This window comes from Bifidobacterium sp. ESL0764 (assembly GCF_029395515.1).
Lineage (GTDB): Bacteria > Actinomycetota > Actinomycetes > Actinomycetales > Bifidobacteriaceae > Bifidobacterium.
The window spans coordinates 41,384-61,208 of sequence record NZ_CP113919.1 but is presented as its reverse complement, the minus strand read 5'-3'; the positions used below and the strand labels follow the sequence as shown (position 1 = coordinate 61,208).

11 protein-coding genes are annotated in these 19,825 nt (G+C 59.4%); 3 read left to right on the top strand and 8 right to left on the bottom strand.

The window, feature by feature from the left end; genetic code table 11:
- Positions 1–162: 162 nt before the first annotated feature.
- The 4 genes from OZX71_RS00195 to OZX71_RS00180 form a co-directional block, all read right to left on the bottom strand.
- The gene (locus OZX71_RS00195; protein ID WP_277145943.1) at positions 163–1,950 is read right to left on the bottom strand and encodes an FAD-dependent oxidoreductase; all 1,788 of its coding nucleotides are present in this window, start codon (positions 1,948–1,950) and stop codon (positions 163–165) included.
- 126 nt (positions 1,951–2,076) lie between these two features.
- Positions 2,077–2,640, bottom strand: coding sequence for a redoxin domain-containing protein (locus tag OZX71_RS00190; protein WP_277145944.1), 564 nt, complete (start codon positions 2,638–2,640; stop codon positions 2,077–2,079).
- 397 nt (positions 2,641–3,037) lie between these two features.
- Positions 3,038–6,259, bottom strand: coding sequence for a BspA family leucine-rich repeat surface protein (locus OZX71_RS00185; RefSeq protein ID WP_277160067.1), 3,222 nt, complete (start codon positions 6,257–6,259; stop codon positions 3,038–3,040).
- Positions 6,260–6,879: 620 nt separating this feature from the next.
- The gene (locus OZX71_RS00180; protein WP_277160066.1) at positions 6,880–9,894 is read right to left on the bottom strand and encodes a leucine-rich repeat domain-containing protein; all 3,015 of its coding nucleotides are present in this window, start codon (positions 9,892–9,894) and stop codon (positions 6,880–6,882) included.
- A gap of 668 nt (positions 9,895–10,562) precedes the next feature.
- On the opposite strand from OZX71_RS00180, the gene OZX71_RS00175 reads away from it, so the two are divergent.
- A complete protein-coding gene (locus OZX71_RS00175) occupies positions 10,563–11,327 on the top strand; it encodes a carbonic anhydrase (RefSeq protein WP_277160702.1) in 765 nt (254 codons plus the stop codon).
- 173 nt (positions 11,328–11,500) lie between these two features.
- Here OZX71_RS00175 and OZX71_RS00170 read toward each other — a convergent pair whose 3' ends face one another.
- From OZX71_RS00170 to OZX71_RS00155, 4 genes are all read right to left on the bottom strand, one after another.
- Positions 11,501–13,780 (bottom strand): alpha-galactosidase, encoded by a 2,280-nt coding sequence (locus OZX71_RS00170; RefSeq protein ID WP_277160065.1) that lies wholly within the window; start codon positions 13,778–13,780, stop codon positions 11,501–11,503.
- Between the two features lie 43 nt (positions 13,781–13,823).
- Positions 13,824–14,756, bottom strand: a complete 933-nt coding sequence (locus tag OZX71_RS00165) for a carbohydrate ABC transporter permease (RefSeq protein WP_277160064.1) — start codon at positions 14,754–14,756, stop codon at positions 13,824–13,826.
- A 6-nt stretch (positions 14,757–14,762) separates the two neighbouring features.
- Positions 14,763–15,686 (bottom strand): sugar ABC transporter permease, encoded by a 924-nt coding sequence (locus OZX71_RS00160; RefSeq protein WP_277160063.1) that lies wholly within the window; start codon positions 15,684–15,686, stop codon positions 14,763–14,765.
- 196 nt (positions 15,687–15,882) lie between these two features.
- Positions 15,883–17,145 carry an ABC transporter substrate-binding protein gene (locus OZX71_RS00155; RefSeq protein WP_277160062.1) on the bottom strand — a complete coding sequence of 421 codons (1,263 nt, stop codon included), beginning with the start codon at positions 17,143–17,145 and terminating at the stop codon, positions 15,883–15,885.
- Positions 17,146–17,387: 242 nt separating this feature from the next.
- Between OZX71_RS00155 and OZX71_RS00150 the strand changes: the two genes are divergently transcribed.
- Entirely contained in the window at positions 17,388–18,401 is a 1,014-nt protein-coding gene (locus OZX71_RS00150) for a LacI family DNA-binding transcriptional regulator (RefSeq protein ID WP_277160061.1), read from the top strand.
- A 66-nt stretch (positions 18,402–18,467) separates the two neighbouring features.
- The gene (locus OZX71_RS00145; RefSeq protein ID WP_277160060.1) at positions 18,468–19,802 is read left to right on the top strand and encodes a hemolysin family protein; all 1,335 of its coding nucleotides are present in this window, start codon (positions 18,468–18,470) and stop codon (positions 19,800–19,802) included.
- The last annotated feature ends 23 nt before the right edge of the window (positions 19,803–19,825 follow it).

Sequence of the window (19,825 nt, the reverse complement as noted above, 5' to 3'; positions counted from 1 at the left end):
ATCGTATTCACTATTCGCAGGTCACCGGCCTTCTACGATACACCGCTTCGCCGCAGGCAGGCACCAACGTTGGGAGGCATTCACCACCAAACAACTTGCATAACGCCATAGACGTCATACAAAATCTTTAATTATCATTGTACAGGCCTTGACTTCCAAGGCTCACATTTCCTCAATCAAATCCAGGATTCCCGGAACCCCTTTCTTTCCGAACTCGATCTTTTGAGAGGTCGTGCCGTCAGGCTCGGTCTTGTTGACGACAATGCAGGGCACGCTCATCGCGCCGTAATACTGTTGCAGGTCGCGGCAATGCGAGACCTCGTAGGCCTCGGCATGAACCCTGGGATTGCTGGAAGCGATGCGCTGCGTGGCCAGCACCGTCGGAGGGCAGACCGTGCACGTCAACGAGACCAGCACCATGATATCGACGCTGCCGCCGTCCGCACACAACCGGTCGATACGCTTCTGCACATCGTCGTCGAGCACTTGCCCCGGCCCGGCAACGTTGTAAAGGGACAGCACGAACGAGCTGAACTCGCGGCCGCTCGGCATGCCGTGGAACGCGATGCCCGTGGGCACCGGCTCGCCGCCATCGCCTACCGTGCAGACGCGCACGCAAGGCCGCACCATCGGCAGGTTCTCCTTGATGTCATACGCGACGTTGCCCTTTTCGTCCACCTCAACGCCGTCATCCGCAGGCGTGGAGGAGCGCACGGTCAACTTGCCGCCGCTCAGCTCCGCGAGCTCGGTGACGAATCCCAGGACCTGCGGGGAAAGCGGGGTCTCGTCCAGCGCGACCTTGAGCATCAGCGGCTTGGCCATCACACTGAAGACGACCTTGAGCTGCTGGCGGATCGTGCTGTCGAAGAAACCGGCGGTCTGCACGTCTTTGGTGACGTCGGAATCCTTGCGCTGCGGCTTGAACTCGGTGTTGGACTCGTAGGCCTGCTCGTGCCGTTCGTACTTGGAATTGGTCGGGCGAGGCGGCACCACGCCAAGCTTCTCGCTGACGTCCTTGGCGTACCGTTCGAGCTCCACGGCCGCGATGCCGCCGTCGGAAACGGCGGTGATCAGCTGGCGCAACGTCTTGCGGCGCAGGTCGCCGGCGGCGTAGACACCGGCAGCGGAAGTCTCAAGATATTGGTCGGTAATGACGTACCCTTCTTCATCAAGGTCGACCAACCCCTCAAGCAAGCCGGTCTGCGGCACGTAGCCAGCGAAGACGAACACGCCGAAATGCGGATTGCCCTCAGGCTTCCATTCGACGTCCTTGCCGGCCTTCCGATCAGTGAAGACCGCCGAAACGAGCCCGCCTCTGTCGGCGGAAACGCTTTTCATCGTCGTGTTGTAACGAACCTCGATCTTCGGGTTGCTCTTGGCCTCGTCCGAAATGGATGCATCGCAGGTGAAGTCGTCGCCGCGCACCAGAACAGTGACCTTCGTGGCGTATTTGGTAAGGAAAACGGACTCCTCGGCCGCAGTAAAGCCGCCGCCCACGACGATGACCTCCTGCCCGTTGAAGAACTCGCCGTCGCAGGTGGAGCAGTAGGAAATACCATGGCCGGCAAATTCGGTCTCGCCTTTGAAGCCGACCTTGCGCGGTACGGCACCCGTTGCCAAAAGAATGCCAAAAGTTTTCAGATCTCCATGGTCGGTGTGCACGATCTTGATATCGCCGTCGATATCTATTCCGGTGGCGTTCGCAGACATGAATTCCGCGCCGAAATCGGCAGCCTGCTGGTGCATGGTCTCAGCCAGTGCACGACCGTCAGTGGAAGCAATTCCGGGATAGTTCACCACTTCGCTGAGAATGGTGATCTGGCCGCCGAAGTCCTCCTTCTCGAGGACAAGCACACGGTATCGCGCACGGGCCAGGTAGAGCCCTGCGGTAAGTCCTGCCGGGCCGCCGCCAATCACCACGACATCAAACAAATCATCTTGCTGCTTCATGATCCTCTTTATCAATCACTGCTTCGACTCCGCCAAAATCGCCAACAGCCGTGAGCCCCAGCCTGATCCTTTCGGATTCCGGCACGCAGGTTCACGGCTTGACTCTTTGACGATGAATGCTTCGCTTTAGAGCTGGCCGACGAGGTCGAGGCTCGGGGCGATGGTCTCGTCACCCGGCTCCCACTTCGCGGGGCAGACCTGATCGCCGTGCTCGTAGACGAACTGCGAGGCCTCGACGCGACGCAGAATCTCCTCGGCGTTGCGGCCGACGTTGGAGGAGATGACCTCGTAGGCCACGACCTTGCCCTCGGGGCTCAGGATGAAGTCACCGCGCTCGGCCTGGCCGTTGACCTCGTCATAGCTGTCGAGATCGCGCGAAAGCGTGTTGGTGGGGTCGGCGACCATCGGGAACTGGATCTTGGCGATCTTGTCGTTGGCCTCGTGCCAGGCCTTGTGCACGAACTCGGTGTCGTGGGAGACGCCGTAGATCTCGCAGCCGGCCTTCTTGAACTCGTCGTAGTGATCGGCGAGATCCTCGAGCTCGGTGGGGCAGACGAAGCTGAAGTCGTTGGGGTAGAAGAAGATCAGGGACCAGTGGCCGAGCACGTCAGCCTTGGTGAGCTTGCTGAACTTGTTGTCCTGATAGATGTTGGCCGTGAAATCGGTCAACTCGTGCTGAAGCATGGTCATAGTTTGTACCCCTTTACCTCGAAATGCTATATGTCTACGCGACTTCGGCCTGTATAAGTTCCCGTTCCACGCTCTTTGCGAACGCCCGTAACCAATACCCAGCACCTTGCAAGAGCGCTTGTGGAACCGCCTATCGCTGCGACCATATTATCGTAACGCCGAAAACAGCAAGATCGGCAGTTCGCATGCGCCTGAAGGCACTTCTTTTCGTGAACCGATATAGACACTGGTTTATCCGTCAGTTTGTGCCGAATAAAGCGTTAATAACTAGTCGAATTACCCTCACTTGTCATAATAAAATTGCCGATTATGAACAATCATTTTGTGCGATTTTATATTAGATTGAGGCACGCCGGGAATCACTGCTCTCCGACGCACCTCCTATGGGAAGAAAGAATCAGAGCCGACTGGCCTGATTACGTTTCTTCATCGCGATGAACGAGCCCATCGCAGCCGAAGCGAGCGCGACCACGGCGAGCGCGGAAACCGCCGCGCCCGTTTTGGCGAGCTTCCCGGGCTTTGAACCGTTGGCGGCCTGCGCTCCGGGAGCCTTCTGCTGGTTGCCGGCAGGCGTTGACGTCACCTTGGTCCACAGCGCGTCCAGCGTGATGTCGCCGGTGACCGGGGCGCTGAAGTCATAGAGCGTCTTGCCGTCACCGCCGTGCAGCGTCCAGCCGGCGAACTTGTAGCCCTCCCTGGTCGGGTCGGCGGGCTTGCTGGCCTCACCGTGACCATCTCCGACCCAGCTCAAATCCTGACCCGGCACCGACGTGCCGCCGTTCGAGTTGAATCCGACGTGCACCTTGTGCTGCACCGGCAACGGGGTCATCGGCGTGCCCGTGGTCTTGCCGCGGTGGATGCCCAGATTCTCGGTCTTGCTCCACGTGCCATCGCTGCTCTGGTCCTGCGTGGTGGCAGGCATGTCGAACGGAGCGCTGGTCCAGTTGCCATGCGAGTCGAACGAACCGCTCGCAGGGTCGAAATCGGGGCCGCTGACGGTGTTCTGGAAACCACCGGCCTGCGGGATACCGGAGTCGCCGGCCTCAATCCGCACGCGGTAACCGGTTCCGGCAGGCAGATTGCCGATCGTCCAATTGCCGTTTTCGTCGACGGTGGTGTGCGCGACCACGTGGCCGTTGCTGTCGAGGACCTCCACGCGCGTGCCCTTCTTCATGCGCGGCTCGTTGTGGCCGATGGCGCCATCCTTTTGCGTATCGAACCAGACGGTGCCGTTGAGGGTGCGCTGCGAGACGACGAGCACCGGGGTGAGCACGGAAGGCACGGCCTGATCGCCATAGTTCCACGTGGAGATGTAGTCGTACTTACGGCTTCCCGACCACGTGCCGACCTCGTAATGCTCGGTGGCGGGATGATGGTCACGCGTATAGTAGGCGATTTTCGTGCCGTTCGGCATGGTGTCGGTCAGTCCCGGGCCGCCGTTGTCCGCGGTCTCGTAGTGAAGCGCGGAGGAAGGCAGGATGGTGATGGTCGCGTGCGCGCGGTGCCAGACTCCCGGCTCCGTGATGCCGTTCGCCGTCACGTCGTTGCCGTCCGTGTCATCGTCGGTATTACGCAGGAAGTGAACCTCGCCGCCGATGTCATAGAACGCGCCATTGCTGAAGTGAGCGGTACCCACAGAGATCTTGTCAAGCCACGTGCAGCCACGGAACATGTCACCCATGTTATCGACCGCGGGCGTGGTCCAGTGGCTCAGATCAAGCTCCTTCAAAACGCCATCGCCGATGAACATCGAGTACATCTCCGTGACGGCCGAGGTCTCCCAGTCATCGAGGCCCGTCAACGTTTCAAGCTTCGGGCAGTCGGCAAACATACCACTCATATCGCCGTACCTGTCTACCGAAGGGTTGGAGGAAGGCGGCAAGCTGTTGATCTTGAGGTGCCAGCCCGAAAGGTCCAGCGCCGTGAGCTCGTGGTCGCCATCGAACATGGCGTAGGTCTTGATGACCGCCGGCGTGTGCCACTTCTCGATGCCCGTGATGCTCGGAAGCTTGGGGCAGTTGCGGAACGTCCAGCTGAAGTTGGTGACCTTCTCCGTGTTCCAGCCACTCACATCGATCTTGGTGAGTGCGGTGTCGGTGTCGAACACTGCGCCCATCGTGGTCACGTTGGCCGTGTTCCAGTGCTTGATACTGCTCAGATCGGTGAGCGCACTGTCGTTCTCGAACATGCCGTCCAGGTTCCAGACGGTGTGGGTGTCCCATTGCGACATGTCGGGATTTTGCAGGTTCGAGCAGTACTTGAACATGGTGTCCATCCGCTGGTCCTGGCTCATATCCCAATCCCGCAGACCGCCGACGCCGGTGATCTGCGTGCAGCCCCTGAACATGCCGGCCGTGTTGAAGCCCATAGGCCAACCGGTCAGGTCGATGCTGGTCAGCTGAGTGTCACCCAAGTTGGTGGCGGCATCGTTGACCATGTTGAACATATAGCTCATGTTGTCGGCGCCGACGGTCAGATGCGAGGCCCACTTCGAAAGATCCATCGAGGTGAGCGAGGCGTCCTCCGAGAACATGTAGCTGGTGTCGCTGAGCTGGTCCGCGCTACCCGCGGGGGCATCCCTGAACCAGTCGCCGATGCCGTCGATGTTGGTAAGCTTGGTGTCGCCATCGAACATGTGCTGCATCTTCCGCGCCCAGTACGGGCGCCAACTGGTGGTATCCACCGTCTGAAGCTTGGGATCGTTGGCGAACATGGAACGCATATAGCCGGGGGACTCCACGTCGAGGTTCTTCACATCCGCGCTGACGAGATTGGGCATGTTGGCGAACATGTAGTCAAGGGTCGAGGCATTAAGCGTATAGACCTTATAGCCATTGGCATTGACGTCGACGACCACTTTCGTGATCTCGTCACTCTGGCCATACCAGGGCCAGAAGTCGTCGTGAGCGATCTGGTGGCCCTCGGAGTGATTGCCGTCATCGTTCGTGGCGATCTTTCCCCACTGGCCCGCCATGCCGTTATTGCCGATGTGCAGGACGCAGTCGGAACCCTCAGCGGAGACCTTCCAATACGTTCCTTTCAAAGCGTCGTTATGGTTGGGATGAGCGTCGCCATCGGGACCCACGGGATTGTAGAACGTCGTTGGTCCGGCCTCCGTGCAAGTAGCTCTCGTCAAAGATCGTTTACTCGAGTTTGCCGCACCATCGTTTTTAGTCGTCGCCGCTGTCTGCGTGCTATGGCCGGCGTTACCCGTATTACCCGCGTCACCAACGTTGGCAGTGTTGCCGGTTCCGGCAGACGAACCGACTGTAGCGGCGTGCCCGGCACTGCTTGCTGCAGAAGACGGGCTTGCCGCATCAGACGAGCTTGCCGTATCAAGCTTCTTTGCGCTCGACTTGGCTTGCGAACCCTGCTTGCCCTGCGTGCCTTGACCGGTTTTGCCGGCCTCACTTGCCGAGACAGACGAGCTCGACTCGTCGGCGGCATAAGCCTTCGCGCTGGTCATCGGCGCAAGCGCCACACACATGGAAACCGCGGACAACAGTGCCACCGCGGCCGCCACGCCTCCGATCTTGTGCTTCAGGCTGCTGGCGATACCATCCTCGCCTCGCCTCAATGACCTGTTGTCATACTTGCCATGCGGCCACGACTCACGCATGTCAATCCTCCATTCCATGGCAGCGTTGCGCCGCCGTCATGACCGCATACCTCCGCTACTTCCAATACCGAAGGTACTTAAAGCGGCCACTTTCATATTGTTCAACCATACGGATGCAGAGCATCCCTGAGATGTCGACGCCGAAACGATTGACCGTATCGCCAATACGTCGTCGACACCGACGAATTGAGAAAATGAACGCAATTGCGTAAGCCGTCGCCCTAAACGGCAGCAGTGACTCACGATTGAATCGTCATACTTGCGTTGCGATTACGCATCAGACACCAGTCATCGCGTCAAACAAGCATGGCGTTTTTATTGATGAAGCCGCCGATTTAAGGGGCCCATCTTCTTTATTCCCCCAAATTCGCCAACAAGCGAATACCAAAACCTCACGGCACTTCTGTATAACATCTCACATTTATTAGTTGTAGTACGTTAAACTGTCTAGCGCAAATTAGCCATTGGTAAACCAATTGACGCAATCTTCGCCCTTATATGCAATACAGAGAAATGGAGTTTTCGCTTGATGCAAAGCGACGTAGACGCACCGTTTCGGACAGGCTGATTACCTCTCACAGGATAAAGAACATGGAACGGCTCATCGACAGGCTGCGCGTTCACCGGGAGATCAGTTGCCGACGCAATGTCAAAACCGCACCCCATGTAAGCGCCGCACCCGCAAGAAGGATATACGGCAACAGAGCGCCGAGCGCCGAAATGCCGGTCAACGGCACTGCGCTGAGCATCTGTTCCCAGCGGGCTTCCAAGGGCACATCATGAATCACCTTGGTATTGGAGAAATCGAAGAGATCGCCTTTATCGCACACCCCCGTCACGGCAGCCGAGCAATACCAGCCGGTGAAATGATAGCCCGGCCGCGACGGCTTGGAAGTCGGCGCCTGGTTTTCATGCGCGACGGTGTAACCGCTGTGCACACTCACCGACGCCGGCTGCGAGGAAGGCAGCGTGCCGTCCTGGCCGGGGTCGAAGGAAACTGTGTGCTTCGCGACCGTGTAGGGTTCGGTGATGGTGCCGGAAAAGACGCCGGTTGTGGACAGGTCGCCGTTGGCGTCAACAAAGTCCGCAGTGGTGTTGAACTCCTGCTTAAGATCTCTGGGCGTGCCATCGTCGTTATAGTCCATCGGGCCGGCCCAGGTCATCTGTTTACCCTGCCCGTCGAACTGAGCCGCGCTGGGCGAGGTGGGCGTAGTGGATGTCGGCTCTACGGCCGAACCGGACACTGTCCCATCCACTTTACGCACCGTCACCGCCGTATGCATCGACAGCCCCGGGTCGGCTACCAGAGCCGGTAAAGTCACCGTCTGGCTATCAGCACAGAAGCTGGAAGTACCTGTGCTACAGTCAGCCTGTGATGCGCCATTCTTGTCCAACGACGTCAGGTTCTTCAACGAGGAGATGTCATAGATGTGGTTGGTGCCGATATAGAGCGTCTTCAGCTCCGTCAGGCCGGCCAGCGGCGAGACGTCCGAGATCTGGTTGCTGTGCAGCCACAACTGCGTGATACTGGTACCGTCGCGCAAGGCGCTGATATCGCTGATCTTGTTGCTCGACAGCCCGAGCTGGTCGATCCACTGGTAATGCGCATGGGTGATGCTGCTGATGTTGCTGATCTGGTTGTTGTCCAGATACAGCGCCCATATGTCCGTCATCGTCGTCAGGGGAGTGATGTCGCTGATGTTGTTGCGTTTGAGTTTCAGCGTTTTCATCGTGGTCAGACTAGCCAAAGGCCGCAAATCCTGAATCTGGTTGTCATCCAGATACAATTCCTCAATCTGTGGCAGGCTTCCGGGTGACGGAACCAGGCTGGAAAGGTTGGAGATCGCATTGTCCGTGAGATGCAACGTCGTCAGCTGCGAAAGGCCGGAAAGGTTGCTTAGGTCGGAAATCTTGTCATTACTCAGGAAAAGATTGCCCATCTTACTGAGATACTTCAGCTGGTGCAGGTTGACACTGTTGTCGTCGAAGGCGTGGTTGGCCACAGCGCCGGTGAGATGCAGCGACCCAATACCCGTCAGCGTCTGCATGCCGTCCAGTTCGCTGACGCTCAACGGCGTATCCTCGCCGTCATGAGGAAAGGCTTTAGCATTCACTCGGCCTATACCCAATGCCGCGCGTTGCGTCCATGTATCGGAAGATGAGGAGACCTTGGCCTCGGTCTTGTTATCCGGCGAATCGATGACCGCCTGCGCCAGCGCCGTATCGGGGAAGCACGTCTTGACCGTGTCGATGCCCATGGTGCACGTGCGTTGGTAGCCCGGCGCGGTGTCTTCGTAACCCCACAGCGTCCACACTTTCACGTCGCCGGTAATCGGAGCCGTCGGGTCAAACTTGGTCATCTTGCCTTCGCCGGCGTCCAGATCGTTCTGAGCCACGCCCCAACCCATGAACTTCACGCCAGGATTGTAGGTCGCGGGAGGCGTCGGCATTTCAGGCTTATCGCCGACGGCCACCACCTGTGTGCCCATGAGGTTGGGGCTAGCAACGCCTGCGGCATTCATCTGCGTCCAGAACTCCACCGTATAGGCCTTCACCCATACCGCATACAACGTCTGTGCGCCCGCTGGCATCGTCAGCGTGTTCACCGTGGCGGCTTTAGCGTCGGCAACGGTATCGAACGGCTCATGCCTCGTTTTCGACCAGCCCACGAACTTCTTGCCCTCGCGGGTCAGCCCACCTTTCCAGCAATCGGTACTCGCCCCCGTCGGCAGAGTGATTGATTCACCAGAGCCATGCTGAGCCAAACACCCACTGCCCTGAGGCGCGGCAGCCACATCGGTCGGCACCGATCCGTCCCCGCCATTCCTGTCGTATGTCAACGGATAGGTCACCTCGAAACTGACCTCATCGATCTCGTTGCCGGCTTCGTTCGATGCGGATTTCACCGATTTGAAACTAAATCGCGTCACTGTCTGGCCATCAGGCACTTTATACGTTCCGGAGTAAGTCTCCCAAGCCTTGGAGAAATTATTCGTATTCTCCGGAACACCATATGGATTATGCGTTTCGATGACGGTCGGATCCACACCATTGCCGACCTGCCCCTTGGCGTCCCGGCCATTCGTCGTCATACGAGTGGCTTTCTGCGCGGTTCCGGAATCGCTGGGAGCGCCAATCAACACCTGCATCTCATCAGGAGGATCACTGAAACCGGCACGGGGCATACTGAACCGGCTCGCGTGGTTCAGCTTCCACGTATACACCGCTCCGGGAGTGGTTTTCACATCCTGATAGATGGACGTTCCACCTTTCAAAGCCACCATGTCAACGTGCTGGTTACTGCCCCACTTCTGCATCTCGATAAGCTCGTCAGGAGCGCCCAATTCGGTCCTAGTCTCTGTGGAGTCCCAGCCAAACAGCGAGCGGCAGAACCCCGAAATAGGAGCCGTTGTACCATTTTGCAAACCATATCCATGAACCGGGTACACATAGAGAATCTGCTGAGGAGCCCAAGTCGGGGGAATGCCCGAATACACCGTAGGATATTCAAAGTTGCCGTTGACGATGTGGTCCGGAAGATTCGCGCCACCGAACGGGGTACAGGTCCTGGTCTGCGGCGTCTGCACTTGCGAACCCTGCGACTCGGACTTGCTGCGCTGTGTATACTCCGCCAAGGAATTCACGCCATACGTGCCATTGCTCGTGGCCGAATTCATCGAAATGTCGTTTGCGTTATGCTGCGAGCCATTTGCCGGAATTTCTTGAGAAGATCGTTGCTGCACGACAACGCCGAATACGGCGAGCCCAACGGCCAAGAGCATCATTCCGACGGCAATCCATAGCCATCGCTTCATCCGCGTCTGCACAACATCTCCTTCCTACCCCAAGCACACCGCACCCAACCATCGCAACCTACGCAACGTTGACAGCGTCTAACGCATCGTTCATTTCTTTTCCCAGCAATCGTAAGTTTGCCCAAACACACAACTGCCACATGCATAATATATGCATTGCACACTGACATTTTACGTGATTTTCCTCACAGTCGAACGCCATTTTCACACTTCCGATATCGCTGATTTCTGCATCCATAACAGCTGTTTGCACACCCATGGCGCTCACGACGATAAACGGAGTAAAATCTTGAAGCGACAAGACGCGCTTGCGCCTACCGCCGTAAGCCAAGGAGAGCGACATGACCGATACCAACGAAGCAGACAACGCCGCCAATGCCACCAACCCACAAGACGAAGGTCTGCACAGCGACAACCCGCAAGGCAACGACCCGCAAGGCAACGACCCGAATTCCGCTGAATCCACGGCCAACGCCACCTGGAGCCGCATGCTGCAAGGCAATTCACGTTTCGCTTCTGGGCAGGCCGAGCATCCTTGGCAGGATCTCGAGACGCGCGAATCGCTGATCGACGGGCAGCACCCGGACGCGGCCGTGCTTTCGTGCTCGGACTCGCGCGTGCCGCCGGAAATCGTCTTCGACCAGGGCCTGGGCGACATGTTCACTGTGCGCACCGCCGGGCAGACGCTGGACGACGCGGTCATCGCCTCGCTGGAATACGCCGTGACCCATCTGGGCGTCAGCGTGCTCGTCGTGCTCGGCCACCAGCATTGTGGGGCCGTGGCGAGCGCCGTCGCAGAACTTGACGCCATCGCCGCCGGCGCGGGCATCGACTTGGGAGCGGCCTTCGCAGCGGAAGTCACGGATTCCGAAATAATCGATCCTGCAACGGACGATGGGCTGCCGGAAAACAACGCGGCGAGTGCGGCGGAAGACGGCGCCGAATCTACCGGCGATGACGATTTCGAAACCGCCGGCCGCATCGACTCCGACGACGTATTCGACAAGATGGAGGAGCTGATCGAAGCTTCCGAATCCGTGCTCGTGCGCTCGGTGGGCGCATCCGTTCTGGCCGCGCAGGAGGCCGCACTGAGCGATACCGACGATTTCGAACGCGTCCATATCGCCCGCACGATCGAGGCCTTGGTCGACCGCTCTTCCGTAATACAACAAGCACTGGCCGCGCAACGCCTCTCCATCGTCGGCGCCCGCTACCAGCTCACCACCGGCAAGGTAGAAGTGCTTTCGTTCTGATTGCTTTCGCATTTTCTTTTGCTTTTAAAAGCAAAAGAAAACGAAGGGCGCTGAAAGCTGCTGAATGTTAAAAGCCAATGGCCGCCGGCTTCGAAGGCGACTAGCGGTTACCGAAACCGGCTAATTGCCCTAAAACCGACGACCTTTTATACGTCCTGTATGAGCTGAAGGGACTACTGCTTCACGATCTCAAAAATCCGAGCAGTTTCAGGCCTGCAGCGGGGCATCCACACGCCCTCACGCGCCAGATAGCTGCCGGTCACCACGGACTTGCCGAGCGGACCGGCCGGATCGAGCGTCTCAAGCTTGGCCTGGGCAGGCTCGGGGCCAGCCCACACCAGCCGATACCGCGCATTCGGCACAAGACCCGGAATTCTCAGCCAAACACCGCGATTGCTCGGGCTTTCGTCCATCTGCACATGTTCGACGATCGCCCGCGACCCATCTTCGGCCACAACGCCATATGCGAGAACGGCACTATCCGCCACGTCAAGACGCATATAATCACCGGAATGCAGGAAATCACGTTCCGCTTTGTACCATGCAATCCAGGCCTTGAGCTGACGCAGATCCTCCGGCGAGGCCTTACGGATGTCCCATTCGATGCCGAAGCTATAGAAAACGGCCGTGGCCGCGCGGAAAGCCGTGGTGAACGTGCGTCCGGTCTGATCGGAAGTGGGCGAGGAGACATGCGCGCCTAAGAGCTCGGGGGCCATGATCTGCGTGGTCCAACGTTGAATCCGCTGGCGGGAGAGGGCATCGGTCATGTCCGAGGTCCAGAACCGGCTGACATGCTGCACGGTCCCCAGATCGATTCGTCCGCCGCCGCTGGCGCACGATTCCCACTGCACCCTCGGGAACCGCGAGCGCAACGTGTCGAGCAGACGGTAATAGGCCTGAGACTGTGCGTGTGCCGCGGGAGCGCCGCCACGCATGTTGCTGCCGGCTTCGAGGAAACTGCGGTTGCAATCCCATTTGACGTAATCGACACCGTTGCGCGCCAACACTTCGCCGACGTGCTCCAAAACGTAATCGAAGGCGGCATCGCACGTCAGATCGACCACGTATTGGTGACGTTGGGGCAGCGGACGCCGGTCTTTCGCCTGCAGGATCCATTCGGGATGGTTGCGGAACATATCCGAATCGGGATTGACCATTTCCGGCTCGAACCACAGGCCGAACTCCATGCCCAGGCCATGCACGTAATCGGCGAGCGGCGTCAGCCCCTGCGGCCACACATCCGGATCGATCCACCAGTCGCCAAGTCCTGCGTTGTCGCTTCGCCGCAGATGGAACCATCCGTCGTCGAGCACGAAACGCTCCACACCGATGCCGGCGGCCTTATCGGCCAGATCCTTCAGCACCGCCAGGTCATGCTTGAAATAGACGGCCTCCCACACGTTGAGCGTGACCGGCTGACGTTGGGGATGGGTGGGCAGGCTGCGCTCCCAACGGTGCAGCTTCCGGGCCGCACCGTCAAGGCCGCTGTCCGAGGCGGTGACCACGACCCATGGCGTGCTATACGTTTCACCTTGCTCGAGCGTCACCTCGCCCGGCAGCAGCAGCTCGCCGGCCGAAATCGCCGCGCAGTCCTCGTCGTTGCGCTCCACCGCCATCACGGCATTGCCGCTGAAGGCCGGCTGCACCGATACGACCTGCCCATCCGCGAAATCAAAGCCAGACGTTCCGGCGATAAGCGTGGTTCCTTCGAATCCCGGCCGGCCGTGGCGATATTCGCGCAGCCGCATGCCATCGGCGACCTGATGGCGTTGCGGCGTGCGCTCCCGCTCGTGCCGGCCCGTAAAGTCGAGGAATTCGGTCTGATTATCGCGCAGCGGCACCCGCACTTCCAAGCCCTGCAGTTCGTACGGACCGGCGGCGATATTCGTCAGCGTATGACGAATGCGCAGCGAACCGCCGACCATCGTCTCGATGTCGGTGACGAGCCTCAGCCCGGCGGACGCGTCCTCGGCTTCGAACGTAAGACGTTGCAACGCTTGAGCAGTCTGAGCACTACTCGATTGGTTGGCTCCAACTTCGAGTTGCGTCACACGCGGTGCGGCAGTCAGCACAAAATACGGCGACCAATCGGCGCCGGTCTGTACCTGAACCTGCCGGGCAACGCAGCCCGTGCCGCCGTCAGCACCGTCAACGCTGCCACCCTCGCGAGCGCCACCCATATCCTCACCGGCCCCGCCTATGCCAAACCTCTGCCCGCGCAGGTTCGGCCGGCAGAACGAACCCCGCGATTCTTCCAGAAGTAACCCGCTCAGGCGCATGCTCGGCTCGGCGTCCTCGTCATGCTGGCGGATGGCCGGGAAATCGCCGAATACCACAGGATCTGCGATGTCGAATACGCCGTATGTAAGCGGCAGCCGGTCGCCTTCCTTGACGTCCTGCAACGCGATGCAAGTCACCGCCCGCCCGGTCTGGTTTGTTGTTGGGAATAACAAAATAGAGCTCCTTCTCGCCGTTTTGCCGGTTACCTTCATTTCGTTACTTCTCCACTCCCGCAACCATACCTTCGATGAAGTAACGCTGCAGGAAGAGATAGGCGATGACGACGGGCAACGCGCCGATAAGCGCACAGGCCGCGGCGACGCCCAGATTGTTGGTCTGCGTGGCGAAGAACGCGCCCACTCTCGGCGCAATCGTCTGCATGGACGGATCGGAAAGAATGTAATTCGACAGGGAATAGTCGTTCCACACGCCATTAATGGTCATGATCACGACCGTCGCCGTCACCGGTTTCAACGTCGGCAGGATGAGCTTGACGAAGATGGTGAAACGATTCGCGCCGTCGATCATGCCGGCCTCATCGATCGCCGTCGGCACCGCGCGGATGAACGAGGCGTAGAGGAAGATCGAAAGCGGCAGGTTCATGGCTGTGAGCACCAGAATAATGCCCCAGTAGGTGTTGACGCCACCTATTTTCACGAGCATGGAGTACAAAGGCACCAGAATCGAGAGCGGCGGCACCATCATCACTGCCGTGATCAGCCCGAAAATCAGCGAGTTGCCGCGCGTCTTGCGACGTGCCAACGGGTAGGCGGCCATCGCCCCGACGATGCACACCAGCGCCGTGGCGAACACGGTGACGATGGCGCTGTTGACAATGGCCCTCAGGATGCCGCCTTCGTTGACCGCGCGGCTGAAATTGCTCCACGCGATGTCGTGCAGGCGCGGGATCAGCGAGCTGGAAAGGTCGTCCGCCGGCTTCATCGAGGTGGTGATCGCCAGATAGAACGGCAGCAACTGGACGATCATGACGATAATCAGGAACACGTAGATCGGCACGCGCTTGACGCTCGCCGCGACACCGGACCCGGTGCCGACGCTCCGCCTACGCGCCCGCTTTTCGGCGGCCTTGCGCTGCTTGCGCTGGTATCGCTCGACCTGCTGCGTTTTGATGGCTTCTTGTTCACTCATAATCGGCTACTCCTGACGTCCAAGCTTGTCCATGCCGCTGTTGAGCAGGTAGGTGATCACCGCGATGAAGACAAAGAGCACCACGCCGAGCGCCGAGGCATACCCGGCGTTCTGATCGCGGAAATACGTGGTGGAGATGTAGGTGGACATCGAGTTGGTGGCGTAGCCCGGGCCGCCGCCCGTCAGCACCGTGATGATGTCGAAAAGCTTCAGGCCGCCGATCAGGTTCAGCACGACGCTGGTCATGAACGCCGGCTTGAGCTGCGGCAACGTGATGTGGAAGAACATGTTCCAGCCGTGCGCCCCGTCAAGCTCGGCGGCCTCGACCACGGAATGGTCCATGCCCTGCAGGCCGGCCAGGTAGATGATCATCGAGACGCCGAAGAACTGGATGGAGTTGATGATCACGATGATGGCGACAGCGAGCCCCGCGTTCTGGAAGTAGAGCAGGCGTTTGCCGCCGAACGCCGCGATGACGGTGTTGAGCGCGCCTTGCTGGTACTGGAAAATAAAGTAATACATCGTACCCATGATGATCGGTGAGACCAGGGCCGGCAGGTAGACGATCGCCCGCATGAGGTTGCGGCCGTGGATCTTCGTATTGAGCAACAGGGCCACTCCGAGCCCAAGCACCTGCTGGATGAGGGTCGACCCAACGCCATAGACCAACGTGTTGCGCAAAATCGGCCAGAAGTTCTTGTCTTGCAGCATCATCCTGTAGTTAGAGGCCCCGATGAAGTCCTTCTGCGGGTTGAAGCCGTCCCAGTTGGTAAACGACAGGCCGATGCCGCTGATCAGTGGATAGAGGATAAACACCGCCAGCAGGATGACCGCCGGCAGATAAAAGAGATTGATGCTTCCGCCTTTGAACCGGCGGACAAAACCTTGCCGCATCGAGCCGTCCGGGCTCGGGGCAGTTTGCATTGTCATGCCTTGCACTCCTTAACATACGTATGAATTTCGCGGGGGACAGGCGGGCGGGCGGCCTCACCGTGGCAGGCGACGCCACCGCACCCCGCCCCTTTTACCTGCGAACCGATGGGCTATCGAAACAGACGGTTGCCGCTACTCGTCACCAGGCCAACCTGCCGGCCGGGCCGATCCGCCGCCAGACCGGCCCGGAACCCTACTTCGTGGCCTTCTTGTAAAGCCCGTCGAACTTGGTCTTCATCTGGTCGCTGGCGGCCGCAGGCGTCGACTGGCCGGTCACGACACCGTCGGCCGTGGTGATGATGGTGTTCCACATGCCATCGGGCAGGTAAGTCCGGTCGAAGATCTCCTGGGTCGGGACCTTCTTGGTCTTGGACCAATAGTCGTAGCTTTCCGTGGCCTTGCCCAACGTGCTGGGCACGTCGTCGAAGGCCGTGGGCTGCGAAACCGCCGCGGTTAGCTTGACCATGTTGTCCTTTTGCGCCAGGAAATCGATGTATTTCAGCGCCTGGTCCTTATGCTTGCTGGTTTTGGACACCCCAAGCGCCGTCAATTCCCCGGCGGCGAAATAATGCTCGGTCTTCTGCGCGGGATACGGCATGAAGCCCACATTGGTGTTGGGGTTGTACGACTTGAGGCTCGAGAGGAAATCAAGGCCTTGGAACGAGAACGCGAGTTTGTTCTGCCCCATCAGGCGGTACATGTCGTCGGGCGAGGCGGAGACGTAATCCTCATTGATGTATCCGGCGTCTTTGATGGCCTTGATGTTGCTCAGAACCGGCTCATAATCCTTCGGGTCGAACTTGCCGGCCAGCAGGCCCTTCTCCTGGGCCTTGGTATAGAAGCCCATCGCGGTCATGTCGGCCACGTTGCCGGTCCACCAGTTTTCCTTGCCGGGCAGGCCAAGGCAGGTGGAACCGGAAGCCTTGATCTTCGCGCAGGCACCCATGAAATCGTCCCAGTTGTTGATGCCTTTCGGATCCACACCGGCCTGGGAGAGGACGTCCTCGTTGTAAAGCACGCCGTTCGCGGCGACCGCGAGCGGCAATGAGTAAAGGTCGTTGCCCTTGTCGCGCATCACGTTGTTGGCGGTCTGGTTCAGGCGTTTCGTCCACGTCCTGTTCGTCAGTTTCTCAAGGAAGTTGGCATACCTGCTTTTCGACCATCCATGGGTGTTGAAAATGTCGGGCGCGTTGTTGGCGGCGAGGCGGACCTTGATGTCCTGCTCGTAGGAAGTGGCGCGCGGCACCAATTTGATCCTGACGCCCGGGTTCTTCTTCTCGAACGCGTCCGTCACCTTCTGCAATGTCTTGATCTGGCTTGACCCGGTGTCCATGCTAGTCCAAACCTCGATCGTATCGCCTTGGCTGCTCGACGAACCGCACGCGGCCAACGGCGCTACCGCCATGGCTCCTGCCGCGAGCAGGGCGGCGACTTTCATTACCTTTGCTGTTTTCATTTCCAATCACCTCGTTGTGTCAAACGAAACGTGGACGGAACGGGCGGTGGAACCCTGCGTCCGATTGGACGTTCATCCAATCGATTCAGAGTCTACTCGAGTAGACTTCATTTTGCAAATCACGCGATTTTCCATTATCTATACTCTATTTTTAATATCTACACGAATAGATTTTTCGTTAGGTGAATGTTAGTATTATAAGAAGTACACAATCGATAGCAATGCACCATGATCGAGGAACGATGACGCGCAACCGCAAAACCAACCGATCGACAAGGTCCGATGTCGCCAAACTCGCCGGCGTCTCGACGGCCGTGGTGAGTTACGTGTTCAACGACGGCCCCAAACCGGTCGCAGCGGACACCAGGCAGAAAGTGCTCAAAGCAGCCGCCAAACTCAACTACCAGCCCAATTCCATGGCCAAGGCGTTGCGCGCCGGCACTTCAAAGCTGTTCGGTGTCATCGTCCCGGATTTCTCGAACCCATTTTTCGCCAATATGAACGACGCGCTGGAAAAAGAGGCAGCGAAAGCCGGCTATTCCGTGCTGTTCATGAGCTCCCACCTCGACGCCCTGACCGAACAACGCTGCATCTCACGGCTCCTGGCACGCGACGTCGACGCGGTGTTCGGCGAATTCCCGCAGTCCGGCGAGGTCTTCCAGTCGCTGGACGCGCGCGGTTGCCCCTTCATCCTGTTTGACTACTCAAGGCGGGCTGTCGGTGCCAAAGTGGTCTCGTCCGACTTTCGGCAGGCGGCACAACTGGCCACCAACCACCTGCTCGGCCACGGGTACCGGCGCATCGCCATGCTGCTGGGCCACGGAGCCGACCCCTCGGACCCCCGTGTACAGGCCTGGTCAGAAGTTCACCGCGAACACGGGCTCGCCGTGGGTCCGATCGTGCAATCCGACTTCACCCGCGAAGGCGCCTATAAGGCGACTCTGTCGCTGCTGGACAATGCCGCGACAGGCAACGAAGGGCGGCCCGAAGCCATTTTCGCCGGTTCCGATCTGGAGGCCATCGGAGCGCTCCGGGCCCTGCACGAGCGAGGAATACGCGTCCCGGAAGAGGTCGGGCTGATTTCCTTCGACGGCACCAAAGAATGCCTGTATACCTCCCCGCAGCTCAGTTCCCTGCGCCAAGACACGCAATCCATCGCGAAACTCGCAGTGAAAACCGCGCTCAACCCGGACGAGGCTCCCGACGTGCAGCTGGTACCGGTGCAACTTGACCTACGCCGTTCGTGTGGGCATTGAGGTGATTGCGCGGTCCGCCTTATCCGGCTTATCCGTTTGACCTCCGGCTCTTCTAGACTTGGGGGCATGTCATTGGCACTGGATATCGTCTTCGTTTTCGTCTTTATGGTTATCGGCGGGGTGTTCGCCTGCACCGAACTCGCGCTGGTGAGCCTGCGCGGCTCGCAGCTCGACGAAATGGAGCAGGAAGACGCCCGCGGCGCGAAAGTCGCGAAAATCGGCCGCGACCCGAACACGTTCCTCTCCACCGTGCAGATCGGCGTAACGCTCTCGGGCTTCTTCTCGGCGTCATTCGGCGAATCCGCCATCGCGCCCTGGGTCGTGCCCGTCGTCGAAAGCTGGGGCGTCGCCCGCCACATCGCGGAACCGGTCACTACGGTCGCGCTGACGCTCATCATCTCGTTCTGCGACATCATCATCGCCGAGATGGTCCCCAAGCGCATCGCCATGCAGCGCACCGAGCAGATCGCCCGCGCCGCCGTACCTGCCATCGACGTGTTCGCCAAAATCTGCCGCCCGATCATCTGGGCCATCGCCAAAAGCACCAACGGCATCGTCCGGCTCATGGGCTTCGACCCGAGCCAGACCGAAAGCGAGGTCAGCGACAAGGAACTGCGCGTGCTGGTCAATTCCAACTCCAACCTGAGCAAGGACGAACGCACCATCCTGGACGACGTGTTCGACGCCTCGGAAACCATTGTGGCCGAGGTGATGCGGCCTCGTGCCGACGTGGTCTTTTTGGAGGGTTCGCAGCCGATCGAGGAAGCCGCGAAGTACGTGCGCGATATGCCGTATTCGCGTTACCCGGTCACCGGGCGCGACTTCGATGACGTAATTGGTTTCGTTCACGTCCGCGACCTGCTCGACGTGCGCGATCCGAACGCCAAAACCGTTGCCGACGTCACCCGCGAAGGCATTTCGCTGCCCGGCACCTCGAAAATCCTGCCGAGCCTGGCCTTGCTGCGCAAACGCGGGATTCATCTGGCCGTCGTCATCGACGAATACGGCGGCACCGACGGCATCGTTACCCTTGAAGACATGACCGAGGAGCTGATCGGCGACATCCGCGACGAATACGACCTACCTGACGACAAGAACGGCACCGGCGCGGGCGCGGGCATCGGAGACGGGCGCAACGGCGAATCCGCGTTCGTGGACGGCGTGGCCACGGTCGATGGCGGCATGACCATCGAGGACTTCGCCGACTTGACCGGCATCGAGCTGGAAGATGGACCTTACGAGACGGTCGCCGGCTACTTCCTCGCGCATACCGGCCGCATGGGCGAAGTGGGCGAGACCCTGCACTCCGACGACGGCTACGACATGGTGGTCACGAAGGTCGACGGTCGCCGAATCGAAACGCTCGAAGTGCGCAAAAGCGGCAGCACCAAGGAAGACTAGATTCCTCCAAGGCCAACTTTCAC